This window comes from Serratia sp. H402Y, from assembly GCF_051172415.1.
Classification (GTDB): Bacteria; Pseudomonadota; Gammaproteobacteria; order Enterobacterales; family Enterobacteriaceae; genus Serratia; species Serratia ureilytica.
Genome location: NZ_JBPIYZ010000004.1, coordinates 178,260 through 195,666 on the forward strand (window position 1 = coordinate 178,260; position 17,407 = coordinate 195,666).

14 protein-coding genes are annotated in these 17,407 nt (G+C 62.5%); 4 read left to right on the forward strand and 10 right to left on the reverse strand.

Annotated features, from left to right (window positions below):
- Positions 1 to 76 precede the first annotated feature (76 nt).
- From glrR to purL, 4 genes are all read right to left on the reverse strand, one after another.
- Positions 77 to 1,417, reverse strand: coding sequence for a two-component system response regulator GlrR (glrR, locus tag ACSBQS_RS19275; protein ID WP_033644111.1), 1,341 nt, complete (start codon positions 1,415 to 1,417; stop codon positions 77 to 79).
- Positions 1,414 to 2,286 (reverse strand): two-component system QseEF-associated lipoprotein QseG, encoded by an 873-nt coding sequence (gene qseG / locus ACSBQS_RS19280; RefSeq protein ID WP_052133764.1) that lies wholly within the window; start codon positions 2,284 to 2,286, stop codon positions 1,414 to 1,416. The genes glrR and qseG overlap by 4 nt, the downstream gene beginning before the upstream one ends.
- A 3-nt stretch (positions 2,287 to 2,289) precedes the next feature.
- Positions 2,290 to 3,726, reverse strand: coding sequence for a sensor histidine kinase (locus ACSBQS_RS19285; RefSeq protein ID WP_197666637.1), 1,437 nt, complete (start codon positions 3,724 to 3,726; stop codon positions 2,290 to 2,292).
- A gap of 887 nt (positions 3,727 to 4,613) precedes the next feature.
- On the reverse strand, positions 4,614 to 8,507 hold the full coding sequence (purL, locus tag ACSBQS_RS19290; RefSeq protein WP_434991318.1) for a phosphoribosylformylglycinamidine synthase: 3,894 nt from the start codon (positions 8,505 to 8,507) through the stop codon (positions 4,614 to 4,616).
- 275 nt (positions 8,508 to 8,782) lie between these two features.
- On the opposite strand from purL, the gene mltF reads away from it, so the two are divergent.
- Positions 8,783 to 10,243: a membrane-bound lytic murein transglycosylase MltF gene (mltF, locus tag ACSBQS_RS19295; RefSeq protein ID WP_197666709.1), complete on the forward strand. Its 1,461-nt coding sequence runs from the start codon at positions 8,783 to 8,785 to the stop codon at positions 10,241 to 10,243.
- On the opposite strand, the gene tadA is transcribed toward mltF, so the two are convergent.
- On the reverse strand, positions 10,244 to 10,750 hold the full coding sequence (gene tadA, locus ACSBQS_RS19300) for a tRNA adenosine(34) deaminase TadA (RefSeq protein WP_197750025.1): 507 nt from the start codon (positions 10,748 to 10,750) through the stop codon (positions 10,244 to 10,246).
- Between the two features lie 117 nt (positions 10,751 to 10,867).
- Between tadA and ACSBQS_RS19305 the strand changes: the two genes are divergently transcribed.
- Entirely contained in the window at positions 10,868 to 11,920 is a 1,053-nt protein-coding gene (locus ACSBQS_RS19305; protein WP_033644115.1) for a DUF2157 domain-containing protein, read from the forward strand.
- A 45-nt stretch (positions 11,921 to 11,965) separates the two neighbouring features.
- On the opposite strand, the gene yfhb is transcribed toward ACSBQS_RS19305, so the two are convergent.
- Genes yfhb through murQ form a run of 3 tightly spaced genes read right to left on the reverse strand, consistent with a single transcriptional unit; the run spans position 11,966 to position 14,899 of the window.
- On the reverse strand, positions 11,966 to 12,622 hold the full coding sequence (gene yfhb / locus ACSBQS_RS19310) for a phosphatidylglycerophosphatase C (protein WP_046897770.1): 657 nt from the start codon (positions 12,620 to 12,622) through the stop codon (positions 11,966 to 11,968).
- Positions 12,623 to 12,625: 3 nt separating this feature from the next.
- On the reverse strand, positions 12,626 to 13,987 hold the full coding sequence (locus ACSBQS_RS19315; protein WP_033644117.1) for a PTS transporter subunit EIIC: 1,362 nt from the start codon (positions 13,985 to 13,987) through the stop codon (positions 12,626 to 12,628).
- 18 nt (positions 13,988 to 14,005) lie between these two features.
- A complete protein-coding gene (gene murQ / locus ACSBQS_RS19320) occupies positions 14,006 to 14,899 on the reverse strand; it encodes an N-acetylmuramic acid 6-phosphate etherase (protein WP_033644118.1) in 894 nt (297 codons plus the stop codon).
- Positions 14,900 to 15,066: 167 nt separating this feature from the next.
- On the opposite strand from murQ, the gene ACSBQS_RS19325 reads away from it, so the two are divergent.
- Both ACSBQS_RS19325 and ACSBQS_RS19330 read left to right on the forward strand, forming a co-directional pair.
- Entirely contained in the window at positions 15,067 to 15,915 is an 849-nt protein-coding gene (locus ACSBQS_RS19325; protein WP_033644119.1) for a MurR/RpiR family transcriptional regulator, read from the forward strand.
- A gap of 53 nt (positions 15,916 to 15,968) precedes the next feature.
- Entirely contained in the window at positions 15,969 to 16,229 is a 261-nt protein-coding gene (locus tag ACSBQS_RS19330) for a YfhL family 4Fe-4S dicluster ferredoxin (protein ID WP_033632309.1), read from the forward strand.
- Positions 16,230 to 16,275: 46 nt separating this feature from the next.
- Here ACSBQS_RS19330 and acpS read toward each other — a convergent pair whose 3' ends face one another.
- Together acpS and pdxJ are read right to left on the reverse strand one after the other, a co-directional pair.
- Positions 16,276 to 16,656: a holo-ACP synthase gene (gene acpS / locus ACSBQS_RS19335; RefSeq protein WP_004929169.1), complete on the reverse strand. Its 381-nt coding sequence runs from the start codon at positions 16,654 to 16,656 to the stop codon at positions 16,276 to 16,278.
- Positions 16,656 to 17,387, reverse strand: a complete 732-nt coding sequence (gene pdxJ, locus ACSBQS_RS19340) for a pyridoxine 5'-phosphate synthase (protein ID WP_033651585.1) — start codon at positions 17,385 to 17,387, stop codon at positions 16,656 to 16,658. Before pdxJ ends, acpS begins: the two co-directional genes overlap by 1 nt.
- Between the last annotated feature and the right edge of the window lie 20 nt (positions 17,388 to 17,407).

A 17,407-nucleotide genomic window follows, 5' to 3' on the forward strand; every position in this document is an offset into this window, starting at 1 on the left:
CGGCAAAGAGAACGGAGTGTAAATCATTCCGCCGGATTTGTTGAGAACCTGCGTGGCAGGCGCCGGCGGGAATCTGTCATTCTTTGAAATCGTTGGCGTCCAGCTCGTGGCGCGACAGCAATTTGTAAAACTCGGTGCGGTTGCGGCCCGCCATGCGCGCGGCCTGGGTCACGTTGCCCTTGGTGATCTGCAGCAGTTTGCGCAGATAGTGCAACTCAAACTGGTTGCGCGCTTCGGCGAAAGTCGGCAGCGCAGTGTTTTCCCCTTCCAGCGCCTGTTCCACTAGCGCCTCGCTGATCACCGGCGCCGAAGTCAGCGCCACGCACTGCTCGATGACGTTGACCAACTGACGCACGTTGCCCGGCCAGCTGGCGGTCATCAGCCGCTTCATGGCGTCGGTCGAGAAGCTGCGCACGAACGGCTTGTGCCGCTGAGCCGCTTCGCGCAACAGGTGATTGGCCAGCAGCGGAATGTCTTCGGCGCGCTCGTTGAGCGCCGGGATCTTCAGATTCACCACGTTGAGACGATAGTAGAGATCCTCGCGGAACTCGTTCTTCGCCATCGCCTTTTGCAGATCGCGGTGGGTGGCGGAGATGATGCGCACGTCGATGTCCAGATCGCGGTTGCTGCCCAGCGGCCGCACCTTGCGCTCCTGCAGCACGCGCAGCAGTTTCACCTGCAGCGACAGCGGCATGTCGCCTATCTCGTCGAGGAACAGCGTGCCGCCCGCCGCCGCCTGGAACAGCCCTTCGCGGCTGCTGACCGCGCCGGTGAAGGCGCCCTTGGCGTGGCCGAACAGTTCGGACTCCAGCAGTTGCTCCGGCAGCGCCCCGCAGTTGATGGCGATGAACGCCTTGCCGGCGCGCGGGCTGGCGGCGTGGATCGCCTGCGCCAACACCTCTTTGCCGGTGCCGCTCTGGCCGTTGATCAACACGCTGACGTCGGACTGCGCCACCATTTTCACCTGCTCCAGCAGCCGCAGCATCAACGGGCTGCGGGTGACGATGTCTTCGCGCCAGGCGTCGTCACCCGCGGGGGAGGCCGACAGCGACAGCGCCTCGTCGATGGCCTTATAGAGCGCATCGCGATCCACCGGTTTGGTGAGGAAGCTGAACACTCCCTGCTGGGTGGCGGCCACCGCATCGGGAATCGAACCGTGCGCGGTAAGAATGATCACCGGCATGCCCGGCTGATGCTTTTGGATTTCGGCGAACAGCGCCATGCCGTCCATCTCATCCATGCGCAGATCGCTGATCACCAGATCGATCTGTTCGCGCGCCAACAGGCGCAGCGCCTCCTGGCCGCTTTCGGCGGTGGTGACGTGAAAACCTTCGCTGGTCAGGCGCATGCCCAGCAGCTTCAGCAGGCTGGGATCGTCGTCAACCAATAACAGGTTGGCCGGTTTGCGTGCGGTCATTGCGCGTGGGACTCCTTATTGGCGGGATGCGGCGTATAGGTGTCTTCCGGTTCAACCGGCAGCGCGGTGCCTTTTTCCGGTTCGTCCTGCGTTTCAGCGCCTTTGGCGGCCGCGCCGCTTTTACCGGCGGCTTCGCCCTTCTGCTGGCCCGCGCCGTTTTCCGGGATTTCCCCTTGCAGCTGCTTGCGCGATGAGAGCTGGCGTTCGATATCGGTCAGGTTTTCCAGCTTGCGCGAGGTGTCCTGCAGCTGCGACTGCAGGCGCGCCTGATTCTGGCGCAGCGAATCGATCTGGCTGTCGCTGCTCTCCTGCAGATGCTGATAGCGCGCTTTCTCATCGAACAACGTGATCTGCAGCATCTGCTGCTGGCGCCACAGCTGCGTCAACGGACGCAGCGAACCGGGGAACTCCATCCGGTAACTGTTGATCCTGTCGAGCATCTGGCGGCGTTCACCGGAGGTCGGCTGCGCGCTCCCCAGCAGGATGCTCTGTTTGAAAACGCCGGACCAGCTGTCGCCCGGCACCGTTTTCGCCAGCGCACGCGCCTGGGTCGAGCCGATGCGATCGGCGCAGTCCATCGCGCGCAGCCAGTAGAGCGCGTTATCCAGCGCGTCCTTGTCGTCCAATTGCCACAGGGTATCGCAAGCCGCGGTGCGGTAATCGATCACCTTGGTATCCGGGATCGCCTCTTGCTGCTGAGCGCTCAATCCGCCGCTGACGGCGCGATCGACGCAGCCCGCCAGCAACAACGGCATAAAGAAAACGGCGCCCAGCCAGGTGATCGGGCGTTTGCCGAGCGGCGCTCTGTGCGTGGCACGCGGTGAACGTTCGGTCTGTGAAAGACGAAGGCGTTTAGACCATGTGTACATTATTTATTCATTCTCGGCGGTTAACGGCAGTTCAATGCGGAAGCAGACGTCTGCACCGGCGACCGTCGCCAGTTGCAGCTCACCGCGCATGCGACGGATACAGTCCTGAGCGATGCTCAACCCCAGTCCGCTTCCTTTTACCGCCCCTTTTCGCTGGTGACTACCCTGGAAAAAAGGCTCGAAAATCATGGCTCTTTCAGCCTCGGGGATCGGCGTGCCGGTATTGGCGACGTCGATTTGCACCCGTTGTCCAACCTGACGGCTGCGGATCCAAATGTTACCGGATTCCTTGCCGTAGTGCACCGCATTGGAGTAGAGATTATCCAGCACGCGCATTAATAGCGTAGGCTCTGCCCAGCAGATTTCCGCTTCCAGCGCGATTTCGGTGGAAATCATCTTCGCCCGCGCCGGCAAACTGTGCGCGGCGACCACCAAATCGACCATCTCGCGCAGCTCGACGTTCTCGTGCTCCGCCGGGCCATCGGCCAGTTTGCGGTTGTAATCCAGCAGTTGTTCAATCAGCTGCTGCAGGTGGCGGCTGCTGTTGTCGAGGATCGTCACCACCTCTTTCTGGTCGGAAGTCAGCGGCCCCGCCACCTCGTCGGCCAGCAGTTCGGTGCCTTCGCGCATGCTGGCCAGCGGCGTTTTCAATTCGTGCGAGATATGGCGCAGGAACTCGTGGCGCTGCGACTCCAGCCACGCCAGCCGTTCGCTCAGCCAGATGATGCGCTGCGCCAGCGAACGCAGCTCGCGCGGCCCTTTGAACGATGCGGTGCTGCCCAACGCGCGCCCTTCCCCCAGGCGGTTGATCATCCGCTCCACGGCCTTGACCGGCCCGATGATCATGCGGGTGAACAGCACCACCAGCAGCACGCTGACCAGAAACAGCAGCAGCGCCTGCCAGCCGAAGAACTGGCCGCGCTCGGCGATGGCCTGCTGCAGCTGCTGGCCGCGCGAGAACACCACCGCGCGCGTGGCCTGCACCATTTCGGCGTTGGAACGGGAGAACGACTCGAGCAAGGCCGAAGCCTCTTGGTCCGGCCCGCTGTTATAGCACTTGATCGCCGCCAGCTGGGTCAGCAACTGACGCAACGTTTGGTAATAGCGCTCGTCCGGCAAGATCGGCGCGTGGGCGTCCAGCATCTGCGAATACTGCTTGCGCTGATTTTGGTACAGCTTCTGCAGCGTGGGCTCAACCAGCACGCAGTACTGACGATAGCTGCGCTCCATCTCCAGCGCCACGCTGGTCATCGCCTCGCTGCGCCGCGCGTCCACCAGCGTGGTGCGGTTGATGTCCGCCGCCTGCGCGCTCAGGTGATCCAGACTCTGGTAGGCCTGATAGGCCAGCACCAACAGCGGCAGCAGCACCAACAGGAACGCCAGCAGCACCAATTGCCGCAGCGAACGTGGGAATAAACGCCATTTTTTCAACGAAATCATCTCATTCTCTCAGGCCTGTCACGATGCTAACTGACTCGCCGGAAAGAGAAAAGCCCGGCAAGGGAGAATCCTGAACGCACAAGGAAAAAGCCGCGGGATCGGTGAACCGCGTCGATAGGGTTGGCCTGCCGATGGCATACGGCCCCGGTAACAAAAACCGGTACGAAAGCGAGAGTGTGGGAATAGCGTCTGCGTTCGAGGGCATAGGCAACGAAACAGGAGTAAGCGCAGCGTTGAGAATTGACGCCGGGGCAATAAGCTTGCCCCGCCGCAAGGAAAGTGTGGATGCCCTTGAACCTCGTCCCCAGGGTGATGTAGCGCAGCGGCTGGCATCGAACAGGACGAATAGCATCCGTAAGTATCCAGGATTGATGAACCCTTCATCACAGTTGGATACAGGCGGTGCCTCACTCCACGTGTCGCCCGATGCTTGATAAAGCCGCTTGCACGGTCTGTTATCGGTTTGGTTGGACGATAGGCACCATTTCTTTGGCATCATTCGGAGGCTTATGAGGTAATTTGCCGTCTAATTACGGCACCGTCATAAAAAGGTGAATGAGCAGCCGCCGAGAATAATGCACGTTACGTGCCAACTTTGCAACAAAAATCATAATACAATGATTTTATTTGATAATAAATAAAAAAAGGTAAATCCATGCGCCCAATCAGCACCAATGCACGATGAAAAAAACACCACCCTGTCGCCAAACGCCGACAACTAAAGTCAAACCTGTTTACCGATAATAAAATCAATGGGTTAAATGTCTCCATTTAGCGACAAGCAAACCAGCGCTTGTCGCTAAATGCAGACACTGCCGCCAATCGCCGAGTGCCGGCCATAAAAAAGGGCGCAATTGCTTGCGCCCTCTATACGGTGGTGGCCGTTTTTAGCCCAGTTGCTTACGGGCGTTGCGGAACATGCGCATCCACGGGCTATCCTCGCCCCACTCTTCCGGGTGCCAGGAGTTGCTGACGGTGCGGAACACGCGTTCCGGATGCGGCATCATCACCGTTGCGCGCCCGTTGGCGCTGGTCACGGCGGTGATGCCATTCGGCGAACCGTTCGGGTTAGCCGGGTAAGCTTCCGTGACCTGACCGGCGTTGTTGACGAAACGCAGCGCCACCAGGCCGTGGCTTTCCAACGCCGCCAGATGCGCCGCATCGCGCACTTCGACATGCCCTTCGCCATGGGAAACGGCGATCGGCATGCGCGAGCCGGTCATGCCCTGCATGAACAGCGACGGGCTGGCCGCCACTTCCACCAGGCTGAAGCGCGCCTCGAAGCGATCCGACAGGTTGCGCACGAAGCGCGGCCAGTGTTCGGCGCCCGGGATCAGCTCACGCAGGTTGGACATCATCTGGCAGCCGTTGCACACGCCCAGCGCCAGCGTCTGCGGACGGTGGAAGAACGCCTCGAACTCGTCGCGCGCTCGCTCGTTGAACAGGATAGACTTCGCCCAGCCTTCGCCGGCGCCCAGAACGTCGCCGTAAGAGAAGCCGCCGCAGGCCACCAGCGTGTGGAAGTCCTGCAGATCGCGGCGCCCGGCCAGCAGATCGCTCATGTGCACATCCACGGCGTCAAAGCCGGCGCGGTGGAACGCCGCCGCCATTTCAACGTGGGAGTTCACCCCCTGCTCGCGCAGCACCGCCACTTTCGGGCGAGCGCCCTTGGCGATGTACGGCGCAGCGATGTCTTCCTCGGGTGCGAAGGTCAGCTTCACGTTCAGGCCGGGATCTTGTTCATCCTGCTTGGCCTGATGTTCCTGATCGGCGCACGCCGGGTTGTCGCGCAAACGCTGCATCTGCCAGGTCGTTTCCGCCCACCAGGTGCGCAGGGTATTGCGGCTTTCGCTGTACAACGCTTTGCCGTGCTGATTGATGACGAAACGATCGCCGGCCTGTACGCTGCCGATGTGATGCACGTTGTCGGTCAGACCGTGCTGCGCGAACGCCCGCTTCACGTCGTCGAGACGTTCGGCGCTCACCTGGATCACCGCGCCCAGCTCTTCGTTGAACAGCACCGCCAGCGCATCGTCGCCGAGGCCATCGAGGTTAACCTCTACGCCACAGTGACCGGCGAAGGCCATCTCCGCCAGCGTCACCAGCAGGCCGCCGTCAGCGCGGTCGTGATAAGCCAGCAGCGCGCGATCGGCCACCAGCTGCTGCATGGCGTTGAAGAAGCCCGCCAGCTGCGCGACATCGCGCACATCGGCCGGTTTGTCGCCCAGTTGGCGATAAACCTGCGCCAGCGCGGTAGCGCCCAGCGCGTTATGGCCGTTGCCCAGGTCGATCAACAGCAGCGCGCTGTCGCCCTTATCGGTGCGCAATTGCGGCGTCACGGTGTGGCGCACGTCTTCCACGCGGGCGAAGGCGGTAATGACCAGCGACAGCGGCGAGGTCATTTCACGCTGTTCATTGCCTTCCTGCCAGCGGGTTTTCATCGACATGGAGTCTTTGCCCACCGGAATGGTGATGCCCAGCGCCGGACACAGCTCTTCGCCCACCGCTTTCACCGCTTCGTACAGGCCGGCGTCTTCACCCGGGTGGCCGGCGGCGGCCATCCAGTTGGCGGACAGCTTCACGCGCTTCAGGCTGCCGATTTCCGTGGCGGCCAGGTTGGTCAGCGCTTCCCCGACCGCCAGGCGGCCGGAGGCGGCGAAGTCCAGCAGCGCCACCGGCGCGCGTTCGCCGAGCGACATCGCTTCGCCGTAATAGCTGTCCAGACTGGCGGTGGTGACCGCGCAGTCGGCTACCGGGATCTGCCACGGGCCGACCATTTGGTCGCGCGCCACCATGCCGGTGACGGTGCGGTCGCCGATGGTGATCAGGAAGGTTTTCTCCGCGACGGCCGGCAGATGCAGCACGCGCTTCACCGCGTCGGCCAGCGTGATGTTCTCACGCTGTACCGCCTGGCCCTGCGCCTGCAGACGGGTCACGTCGCGGGTCATCTTCGGCGTCTTGCCGAGCAGCACATCCAGCGGCATGTCGATCGGCTGATTGTCGAAGTGACGATCGTTCAACGTCAGATGTTGCTCTTCGGTCGCTTCGCCGATCACCGCGTAAGGCGCGCGCTCGCGGCGGCAGATCTCGTCGAACTGCGCCATCTGCGCCGGGGCGATCGCCATCACGTAACGTTCCTGCGATTCGTTGCACCATACTTCCAGCGGGCTCATGCCCGGCTCGTCGTTGAGGATATCGCGCAGTTCGAAACGGCCGCCGCGGCCGCCGTCGCTCACCAGCTCCGGCATGGCGTTGGACAGGCCGCCGGCGCCGACGTCATGGATAAACAGGATCGGGTTCTGGTCGCCCAGCTGCCAGCAGCGGTCGATCACTTCCTGACAGCGGCGTTCCATTTCCGGGTTGTCGCGCTGCACCGACGCGAAGTCCAAATCGGCATCGGACTGGCCGGACGCCATCGATGACGCCGCGCCGCCGCCCAGACCGATATTCATCGCCGGGCCGCCCAGCACCACCAGCTTGGCGCCGACGGTGATTTCCCCTTTCTGCACGTGATCGGCGCGGATGTTGCCGATACCGCCCGCCAGCATGATCGGTTTGTGGTAGCCGCGCAGCTCCACGCCGTTATGGCTGTTGACGCGTTCTTCATAGGTACGGAAGTAGCCCAGCAGCGCCGGGCGACCGAATTCGTTGTTGAACGCCGCGCCGCCCAGCGGGCCTTCGGTCATGATGTCCAGCGCGGTGACGATGCGCTCCGGTTTGCCGAAGTCCTGCTCCCACGGCTGTTCAAAGCCGGGAATGCGCAGGTTGGACACCGAGAAGCCCACCAGGCCTGCCTTCGGCTTGGCGCCGCGGCCGGTGGCGCCTTCGTCGCGGATCTCGCCGCCGGAGCCGGTCGCGGCGCCCGGCCACGGCGAGATCGCCGTCGGGTGGTTGTGGGTTTCCACCTTCATCAGGATATGCGCGTCTTCCTGATGGTAATCGTACGTGCCGTTCTCCGGCGCGGCGAAGAAGCGGCCGACCTGCGAGCCTTCCATCACCGCGGCGTTGTCTTTATACGCCGACAGCACATAGTCCGGCGTCTGCTCATAGGTGTTCTTGATCATTTTGAACAGCGACTTGGGCTGCTGTTCGCCGTCGATGATCCAGTCGGCGTTGAAAATCTTGTGGCGGCAGTGCTCAGAGTTGGCCTGCGCAAACATATAGAGTTCGATATCCGTCGGGTTGCGCCCCAAACCGGTAAAGGCATTCAGCAGGTAATCGATCTCGTCCTGCGCCAGCGCCAGGCCGAGCCGGACGTTGGCCTGCTCCAGCGCGGCGCGCCCTGCGCCCAGCACGTCGACCGACTGATACGGCGCCGGCTGATGGTGCGCGAACAGCTGTTCAGCCTGTTGCAACTCGCTGAAGACGGTTTCCATCATGCGATCGTGCAGCAGCGCGGCGAGCTGGTGCCACTGGGCCTCCGTCAGCTCAGGCGCCTTGACGTAGAACGCCAGACCGCGCTCCAGCCGCAGCACCTGTTGCAAACCGCAGTTGTGGGCGATGTCGGTGGCTTTGGAAGACCAGGGGGAAATGGTGCCCGGGCGCGGCGTGACCAGCAGCAGCCGGCCTTCGGGGGCGTGTTCGGCGAGAGAAGGACCGTACTTGAGCAAGCGCTGAAGTTTGGCGTGTTCTTCGGCACTTAGCGGTGCGCTAACATCGGCAAAGTGGACGTACTCGGCGTAGATATCACTGACGGGCAGGTGGGCGTCCTGGCAGCGGGACAGCAGTTTGGTAATGCGAAAAGCCGATAAAGCGGGCGAACCACGCAGAATTTCCATAATCAAAGTTCTCTCGTCTTCGAAGCGACGGATAAGACGCTTCATTGGGCGCAACAGGGGAAAACGCGCGTCATTATAGAGAATCCTCGCCGCCGACGAAACCGTTTGCGTAGGGATTATTGATAAAAGCGCGCCGCACCGTCGAATTGTCATAACGTGTCAATAAAGTTGCACACTGGCGTTTTGTTGCGCAAAATGCCCCCCGCACTGGTGATTTAACCATGAGAAAAGTCGCGGTTGTCGTCGCCGGCGTACCTGTGCCACCACTGGATAACTATTTGAAACGTCTTAAAATAAACTACATCCTCATCGGCGTTGTCACCCTGCTTCTGGCTCTCGCGCTGTGGCCCAATATCACCTGGCGCAGCGGCCAGGGCGGGCAACTCCAGGAGATCATTTCCCGCGGCGAGTTGCGTATCAGCACGCTGAACTCACCGCTGACCTATTTCAACACCAAGCAAGGGCCGGGTGGGCTCGACTACGAACTGGCCAAGCGCTTCGCCAACTACCTCGGGGTAAAACTGGTGGTGCTCCCCCATCAGAACATCAATGACCTGTTCGACGATCTGGACGACGACGACGCCGACCTGCTGGCGGCGGGCCTTATCTACAACCAGGAGCGCCTCAGCCGCGCGCGCACCGGCCCCGCCTACTACTCCGTTTCCCAACAGCTGGTGTACCGGCTGGGCACCCCGCGGCCAAAAGGCTTCGCCGACATCAAAGGCAAGCTGGCGGTCGCCTCCGGTTCCGCGCACGTCAGCACGCTAAAGCAGCTCAAACAGGATAAATACCCGGATCTCGCCTGGGAGTCCTCCAGCGATCTCACCTCCAAAGAGCTGCTGGAGCGGGTGGCCGACGGCAAGCTGGACTATACCCTCGGCGATTCGGTGACCATCGCGTTGCTGCAGCGCATCCATCCGCAGCTGGCGGTGGCGTTCGACGTCACCGACGAAGAGCCGGTCACCTGGTACCTCAAACGCGACGGCGACGACAGCCTGTACGCGGCGATGCTGGATTTCTACAGTCAAATGGTGGACGACGGCACCCTGGCGCGGCTGGAAGAGAAATACCTCGGCCACGTCGGCAGCTTCGACTACGTGGATACCAAAACCTTCCTGTCGGCCATCGACTCGGTGCTGCCCAACTTCCGCCCGCTGTTCGAGAAACACGCCAACGAGATCGACTGGAAGCTGCTGGCGGCCATCGCCTATCAGGAATCGCACTGGAATCCGCAGGCCACCTCCCCCACCGGCGTGCGCGGCCTGATGATGCTGACCCGCGCCACCGCCGACGGCCTGGGGGTCAACGATCGCCTCGATCCGGAAGAGAGCATTCAGGGTGGCGCCCTGTACCTGCAGCGGCTGATGGCCAAGGTGCCGGACAGCGTGCCGGAAGATGAGCGCATCTGGTTCTCGCTGGCGGCCTACAACATGGGCTGGGGCCATATGCTGGACGCGCGCAAGCTGACCAAAACGCAAAAAGGCAACCCGGACAGCTGGGTCGACGTCAAACAGCGTCTGCCGATGCTCAGCCAAAAGCGCTACTACCCGCAGCTGACCTATGGCTATGCGCGCGGGCGCGAAGCCTACAATTATGTAGAAAACATCCGCCGCTACCAGGTCAGCCTGGTGGGTTATCTGCAGGAAAAAGAGAGAAAGGCGGCGCAAGCGGCCGCCGAGCAGGAAGCGTTGGGAAAAGGCTATCCGACGGTGATGCCGGAACTGGCGCTCAACTACTGATTATTCCGGCTTATCCGCCGCCCGCTGCGCCAGCTTGAGCGCTTTTTTCTGTTCGCGGCGCAGGCGGAAGAAATTGCTCAGGGTGGTGGCGCATTCGTCCGCCAGCACGCCCGAGACGATCTCCACCTGATGATTCATGCCCGGATGGCGCAAAATATCCACCAGCGAACCGGCCGCGCCGGTTTTCTCGTCGGCGGCGCCGTACACCAACCGGCGGATGCGGCTGTGCACCATCGCGCCGGCGCACATCACGCAGGGTTCCAGCGTGACGTACAGCGTGGCGTTCAACAAGCGGTAGTTTTGCAGCACCGCGCCGCCCTGGCGCAGCGCCATGATCTCGGCGTGCGCGGTAGGATCGTGCCGGCCGATCGGCCGGTTCCAGCCCTCGCCGATCACCTGATTGTCCAGCACCAGCAGCGCACCCACCGGCACCTCGCCCTCTTCCTGCGCGCGCAGGGCCAGCTGCAATGCCTGACGCATCCAGTACTCATCGTTATATTCAGTCATCGCATAATTCCTCGTGCGCTTTTGCGGCGGGCATTATACACACTAGCCTCCCTTTGTCGTAGCCGCCCGCCAATGGCTATACTGGCCACATCAGCGTGTGATTCAGGGACAAGAAACATGAAACTCAGTAAAAAGAACGCCGTCGTGGTGCGCAAGGCGCTGGACGGCTGGGTTGGGGAAGGCGCCTTGACCCCCGAGCAACAACAGCAACTGCTGCTGCATGTGGACGTGCAGCCTTTCGACTGGCGACGGCTGGCGCGCTATGCGTTTCTCGCCGCGCTGGCCTCGTTGCTGATCGCCGTCACCAGCCTGTTCGCCGACAGCGCACTGCTTGAATGGCTGAGCGAACTGTTCCGCTTCGACGCGCCGGTGCGCATGGCGATCGCCGGCGTACTGGCGGCGCTGGCCTACGTCTGGGCGCTGCGTCGTCGTCAACGCCACCCGGAAAAACGCTACGGCAATGAGGCGGCGCTGTTTGTCGCCGTGTTGCTCACCGCCTGCGCCTTATGGCAACTGGGCGTCTGGCTGGATAACGGCAGCGGGCGGGTTTCCGTGCTGCTGCTGGTCGCCGCGCTGCTGTACGGCGCCATCGGCTGGTTCAGCCGCTCCGGGCTGGTATGGTGGTTCGCCCTGCTGTCGCTCGGCAATGCCTTCGGCGCCGAGACCGGCTACCTGTCCGGCTGGGGCGCCTACTGGCTCGGCATGAGCTACCCGATTCGCTTTATCGCCTTCGGCGCGGTGCTGATCGCCGCCGCATTGCTGCTGCGGCCGCTATTGGCGCAGCGCGGCCTGCAGCGGGTGTCGCTGGCGATGGGCCTGCTGTACCTGTTCATCGCGCTGTGGCTGCTGTCCATCTTCGGCAACTACGGCGATCTCGACAGCTGGTACCGCGCGCGCCAGATTGAGCTGTTCCACTGGAGCCTGCTGTTCGGGCTGGCCGCCTTCGCCGCCATCTGGCTGGGGTTGAAGCATGACGACGCCATGCTGCGCGGTTTCGGGCTGACCTTCCTCGGCATCAACCTCTATACCCGCCTGTTCGAGTTTTTCTGGGACAGCATGCCGAAGACGATTTTCTTCGCGCTGCTCGGCCTGAGCCTGTGGGCGCTGGGGCATTATGCGGAGAAGATTTGGCAGCTCGGACGCAAACCGCACGACGTAACCGACGACTGATCGCGGCAGCGATAACAGCAAAGGGCGGAATTCTCCGCCCTTTGTTTATTCCAGCTGCTGCAGCTCGCCCTGCTTGCTCACCCGCCAACGGTGCTCGCAAAAAAACAGCAGCGGGTTATCCTGCTTGCTGTCGCTGTAACCGCTGTACAGTTTCAGCGGCGCGCCGAGCCGTTGCTCCAACTGCACCACTTTTTGTACGCCCAGACAGCGCAAGGTCAGCACCCAGCCGCCATAGCGGCGCGCGATGCGGCTGCCGACCAACCGCACCCGCGGCAGAAACGCCGAATCCCGATACACCTGCGCCACCAGTTGCTCCGGCGAGCCGGTAATCAGCCACACCTCGGCATCGTGCTCATCCAGATACTGCCGCAAGCGCATTTGCACCACCGGAAACGCAGTGACCTTCTGGCGGAAAACCTCGATGAACTGCCGCTCCAGCGCCTTCAGCGTCGCTTCGGTACGCCCGAAGGTGATAGCCCACAACAACAGGCTCATCGGCCAGCGCGCGGCGCGCCCCAGCAGCAACAGCGCCAGGCCAATCAATGGCAACAGCGGTATCACCAGCAGCAAATTCAGCGGTAAACGGCGCAGCAGGAAACGCAAGAAACTGCCGAACATATCCTCCTGATGCAGAGTGCCGTCCAGATCGAAAAAGACCACGCGGCGCCCTGCTGCGGCCGACGGTTGCTGCTTGTCGTTCAAACGCTACTCCTCGGGATCGTTGAACCCCATCATCCAGGTGAAGAGAAAACCGGCGATAATCGTAATCAGCATCCCCGCCAGATACAACATCACCTTACCTGAGACGATGGTCAACGCCAAAGGCAGCCCCGAAATGCCAAAGGTAATCACCGTCGCCACTTTCCAATAGCTGATCAGCGCGCCGCCTACCGCACCGCCGAGGCAGGCGCCGATAAACGGCCGGCCCAGCGGCAGCGTCACCCCGAAGATCAGCGGCTCGCCGATGCCGAGAATGCCGACCGGCAACGCCCCTTTGATCACCTTCTTCAGCCGCGCGTTACGGGTTTTCAACAGCACCGCCAGCGCCGCCCCCACCTGACCGACGCCGGCCATCGCCAGGATCGGCAACAGCGGGTTGGAACCGTGCGCCTGCACCAGCTCGACGTGGATCGGCACCAGCCCCTGGTGCAAGCCGGACAGCACCAGCGGCAGGAACAGCCCGGAGAGCAGCGCCCCGACAAGCAGCCCGCCCTTGTCGATCGCCAGATTGGCGCCGTGGGCGATGGCATCGGAAATGGCGCCGCCGATCGGCTGCAGGATCAGGATCGCCAACGAGGCGGTCACCAGCGTGGTCAGCAGCGGATTGAGGATCAGTTCGACCGACTCCGGCAGTAGCGTGCGCAGGCGTTTCTCCACCCAGCACATCAACGCCACCACCAGCAGTACGGCGATCACCCCGCCGCGCCCCGGCTGCAGCGCCTCGCCAAACAGGGTGATCTGCGCCAGCGCCGGGCTGGAGAGGATCCCGGCCATCACGCCGCCCATCGCCTGTGAGCCGCCGAACACCCGCGCGGCGTTCACCCCAACCAGAATGTTCATGATGGCGAACACCGCGCTGCCGAAGATCGCCAGCAGCCCCAGCGCGTTCGGGTAGTCCAACGCCAACTGTCCGGCGATGTCGGGCCGTTTCAGCAGGTTGATGATGCCAGTGATCAGCCCCGAGGCGATAAACGCCGGGATCAGCGGAATAAAAACGTCGGCCAGCTTTTTCAGCGCGCCGCTCATCGGCGCCGCGTATTTCTGTTTGGCCTGCGCCTTGGTGCGGGCGGCGTCACCAACGGCGGGCTGCGCGCTGCCGCTCAGCAAAGCGCGCATGGCGTCCACCACCTTGGCGGCGGCGCCCGGGCCGACGATAAACTGATGCTGTTCACCCTGCTTGATATAGCCCTTCACGCCGGGCAACTGCTTGAGGGCCGCCAGATCCAGACGCTGTTCGTCGCTGACCTCGACGCGCACCCGCGTCATGCAGTTCTCCAGTTTGAGGATATTGCCCTCGCCCCCCACGCCCGCCAGGATCTGTGTCGCCAATGCCGTTGTCTTGTCCATCGCCGCCCCCACCGTGAATTAACGCGCCAACGCCGCGCGCAGGTAGCCGTCGTGCCGCTGCAGCCGCTGCTGCGCCTCATCGGCGCTGACGCCGGCTAAAATCATCAGGATCGCCGGTTTGACCTCAAAGCCGGTCTGCGCCAGCGCCGCCTCCGCCTGAGCGCGTTCGGCGCCGGTGGCCTCCACCACGATGCGGCAGGCGCGATCCACCAGTTTGACGTTGGTGGCCTTCACGTCCACCATCAGGTTCTGGTAGACCTTGCCCAGCTTGACCATCGCGCCGGTCGACAGCATATTGAGCACCAGCTTCTGCGCGGTGCCGGATTTCAGGCGCGTCGAACCGGTCAGCGCCTCCGGCCCCACCACCGGCGAGATCGCCACCTGCGCTTCGTGCGCGATCGGCGAATCCGGGTTGCAGGAGATGGCCGCCGTCGGGCAACCCAGCCCGCGCGCATAGCGCAGCGCGCCGATCACGTAGGGCGTGCGCCCCGAGGCCGCCAACCCCACCACCATATCGACGGCGGTCAGGTTCAGCGCCCGGAGGTCGGCCTCGCCCAGGGCTGCGTCATCTTCCGCCCCTTCCACCGCTTTGAGCAGCGCGCCCGGCCCGCCGGCGATTAGCCCCACCACCACGCCGTGCGGCACGCCGAAGGTCGGCGGGCACTCGGAGGCATCCAATACGCCCAGGCGCCCGCTGGTGCCGGCGCCCAAATAAATCAGCCGCCCGCCGGCCTTCAGCGCCACCGCGGCCAAATCGACCGCCTGCGCGATCGCCGGCAGCACCTTTTCAATCGCCTCCGGCACCTTGCGATCTTCCTGGTTAAAGCAGCGGACCATGTCCAGCGTCGACATCTCATCCAGCCCCATGGTGGCCGGGTTGCGGGTTTCCGATACCAGTGCGCCTAAGTTCATCTGTTCACCTTTGAATTTTTAATTCACAAAATTAAATCAATATTTGAATATTTTATTCAACAAAGCGAGCGCTATTTGCTATTTTAACGACGAGCTCACAAAAATTTTCACCGCGCGTTTTCGCTGCCTGCGTGGCAAAATGGCCGCTGGTTTCCAGGGAAAGATCAATGAGTACCCTTCTGCGCATTCGCCAGATGTATCCGACACTGGCGCAAAACGACCGCAAGCTGGCGGATTTTTTGCTGAACAACGCCGAACAGGCGCGCCATCTCAGCTCGCAAAAGCTGGCCCAGCTGGCCGGCGTCAGCCAGTCGAGCGTGGTGAAGTTCGCCCAAAAGCTGGGCTATAAAGGTTTCCCGGCGCTGAAGCTGGCGCTGAGCGAGACGCTGGCCCAGCCGCAGGCCGAACCGGTAGTGACCGTTCATAACCACATTCTCAGCAGCGACACGCTGAAAACCGTCGGTGAAAAGCTGTTGGCGGAAAAGCAGGCGGCGCTGCGCGCGACGCTGGACATCAACAGCGAAGAACGGCTGCATCAGGCGCTGGACATGCTGCGCCAGGCGCGCCGGGTGATGCTGATCGGCATCGGCGCCTCCGGGCTGGTGGCCAAGGATTTTTCCTTCAAGCTGCTGAAAATCGGGGTGATGGCGGTGGCCGAAGCGGATATGCACGTTCAACTGGCGGCGGTGCAGGCGCTGGACAAACGCGATCTGCTGGTGGCGATCTCCTTCAGCGGCGAGCGGCGTGAAATCAATCTGGCGGCGGAAGAAGCGCGCCAGGCCGGCGCCAGGGTGCTGGCGCTGACCAGCTTCTCGCCCAACGGCCTGCAGCAACGCGCCGATCACTGTCTTTATACCATCGCCGAAGAGCCCCGCACCCGCAGCGCGGCCATCTCTTCCAGCACCGCCCAGTACGCTCTCACCGACCTGCTGTTTATGGCGCTGATCCAGCACGACCTCGATCATGCCCGCGACCGTATCAGGCACAGCGAACAATTGATGAAAAAGTTGGTTTAACCGGTATAATCGCCGCTGCGAAAAATACCCCTGTTAATAATGAGAGATACGTCATGGCCCTGCTAATCACACGCAAATGCATCAACTGCGACATGTGCGAGCCGGAATGCCCGAACCAGGCGATTTCGATGGGCGATGAGATCTACCAAATCGATACCGACCGCTGCACCGAGTGCGTTGGCCATTACGATACGCCAACCTGTCAGCAGGTCTGCCCCATCGACAACACCATCATTACCGATCCGCAGCATCGCGAGACTAATGAGCAGCTGTGGGATAAGTTCGTGGTGTTGCACCACGCCGATCGCATTTAACCCGCCGCAGGACTGACAAGGGCGCCGCAGGGCGCCCTTTCTATTTTCAGCTTTCGACGATCACCGTCGCGCAGGCATAGCGCCGTTCATCGGCCAGCGAAACGTGGATCGCGGTGACCCCCATCTCCCCCGCCAGCTCGGCGGCGCGGCCGTGCAAACGAATATTCGGTTTGCCCAACGCATCGTTGAACACCTCGAACTGGTTGAACGCCAGGCCGTTGCGAATGCCGGTGCCGAACGCCTTGGCGGCGGCCTCTTTCACGGCGAAACGCTTGGCCAGAAAGCGAATCGGCTGCTGGTGCTGCTGGTACAGCGCCCATTCGGCGTCGCTCAGCACGCGGCGCGCCAGACGATCGCCGCTGCGCTCCACCACCGCTTCGATACGCGCCATCTCGACGATGTCGGTACCCAGCCCGAGCACCGCCATTACCGGCGCGCTTCCCGCATCAGCACTTTCATGTCGGCAACCGCGGCCGGCAGCCCGCTCATCACCGCCTGGCCGATAATCGCATGGCCGATGTTCAGCTCGTGCATTTCCGGCAGCGCGGCGATCGGCTGCACGTTGTGATAGGTCAGGCCGTGGCCGGCGTTGACCTTCAGCCCCTTCTCGGCCGCGTAGGCGGCGGCGACCGCGATGCGGCGCAGCTCGGCCTGTACCGCCAGCTCGCCCTGCGCTTCGGCGTAGGCGCCGGTGTGGATTTCGATATAGGGGGCGCCCACCGCCACCGCCGCGTCGATTTGGCGATGATCGGGATCGATGAACAGCGAGACCAGAATGCCCGCCTGCGCCAGGCGCTCGACCGCCACGCTCATTTTGTCCAGCTGGCCGGCAACGTCCAGGCCGCCTTCGGTAGTCACTTCTTCACGCTTTTCCGGCACCAGGCAGCAGAAGTGCGGCTTCAACTCCACGGCGATGTCCAGCATCTCGTCGGTCACCGCCATCTCAAGATTCATGCGCGTCTGGATGGTCTGGCGCAGCAAGCGCACGTCGCGGTCGGTGATGTGGCGGCGATCTTCGCGCAGATGCACGGTAATGCCATCGGCCCCCGCCTGTTCGGCAATGAATGCCGCCTGAACCGGATCCGGGTATTGGGTTCCGCGCGCGTTACGTAACGTGGCGATGTGATCGATATTGACGCCCAGCAGCAAATCAGCCATGACAACCTCTAAATACGATT

Excerpts from the sequence above, each read along its gene's own strand:
- glrR (WP_033644111.1), bottom strand. The coding sequence starts at position 1,417 with ATGACCGCACGCAAACCGGCCAACCTGTTATTGGTTGACGACGATCCC.
- murQ (WP_033644118.1), bottom strand. The coding sequence starts at position 14,899 with ATGAACTTAGGCGCACTGGTATCGGAAACCCGCAACCCGGCCACCATG.
- tadA (WP_197750025.1), bottom strand. The coding sequence starts at position 10,750 with ATGACTGAATATAACGATGAGTACTGGATGCGTCAGGCATTGCAGCTG.
- acpS (WP_004929169.1), bottom strand. The coding sequence starts at position 16,656 with ATGGCGGTGCTCGGGCTGGGTACCGACATCGTCGAGATGGCGCGTATC.
- qseG (WP_052133764.1), bottom strand. The coding sequence starts at position 2,286 with ATGTACACATGGTCTAAACGCCTTCGTCTTTCACAGACCGAACGTTCA.
- ACSBQS_RS19325 (WP_033644119.1), top strand. The coding sequence starts at position 15,067 with ATGAGTACCCTTCTGCGCATTCGCCAGATGTATCCGACACTGGCGCAA.
- ACSBQS_RS19330 (WP_033632309.1), top strand. The coding sequence starts at position 15,969 with ATGGCCCTGCTAATCACACGCAAATGCATCAACTGCGACATGTGCGAG.
- pdxJ (WP_033651585.1), bottom strand. The coding sequence starts at position 17,387 with ATGGCTGATTTGCTGCTGGGCGTCAATATCGATCACATCGCCACGTTA.
- ACSBQS_RS19315 (WP_033644117.1), bottom strand. The coding sequence starts at position 13,987 with ATGGACAAGACAACGGCATTGGCGACACAGATCCTGGCGGGCGTGGGG.
- ACSBQS_RS19285 (WP_197666637.1), bottom strand. The coding sequence starts at position 3,726 with ATGATTTCGTTGAAAAAATGGCGTTTATTCCCACGTTCGCTGCGGCAA.
- ACSBQS_RS19305 (WP_033644115.1), top strand. The coding sequence starts at position 10,868 with ATGAAACTCAGTAAAAAGAACGCCGTCGTGGTGCGCAAGGCGCTGGAC.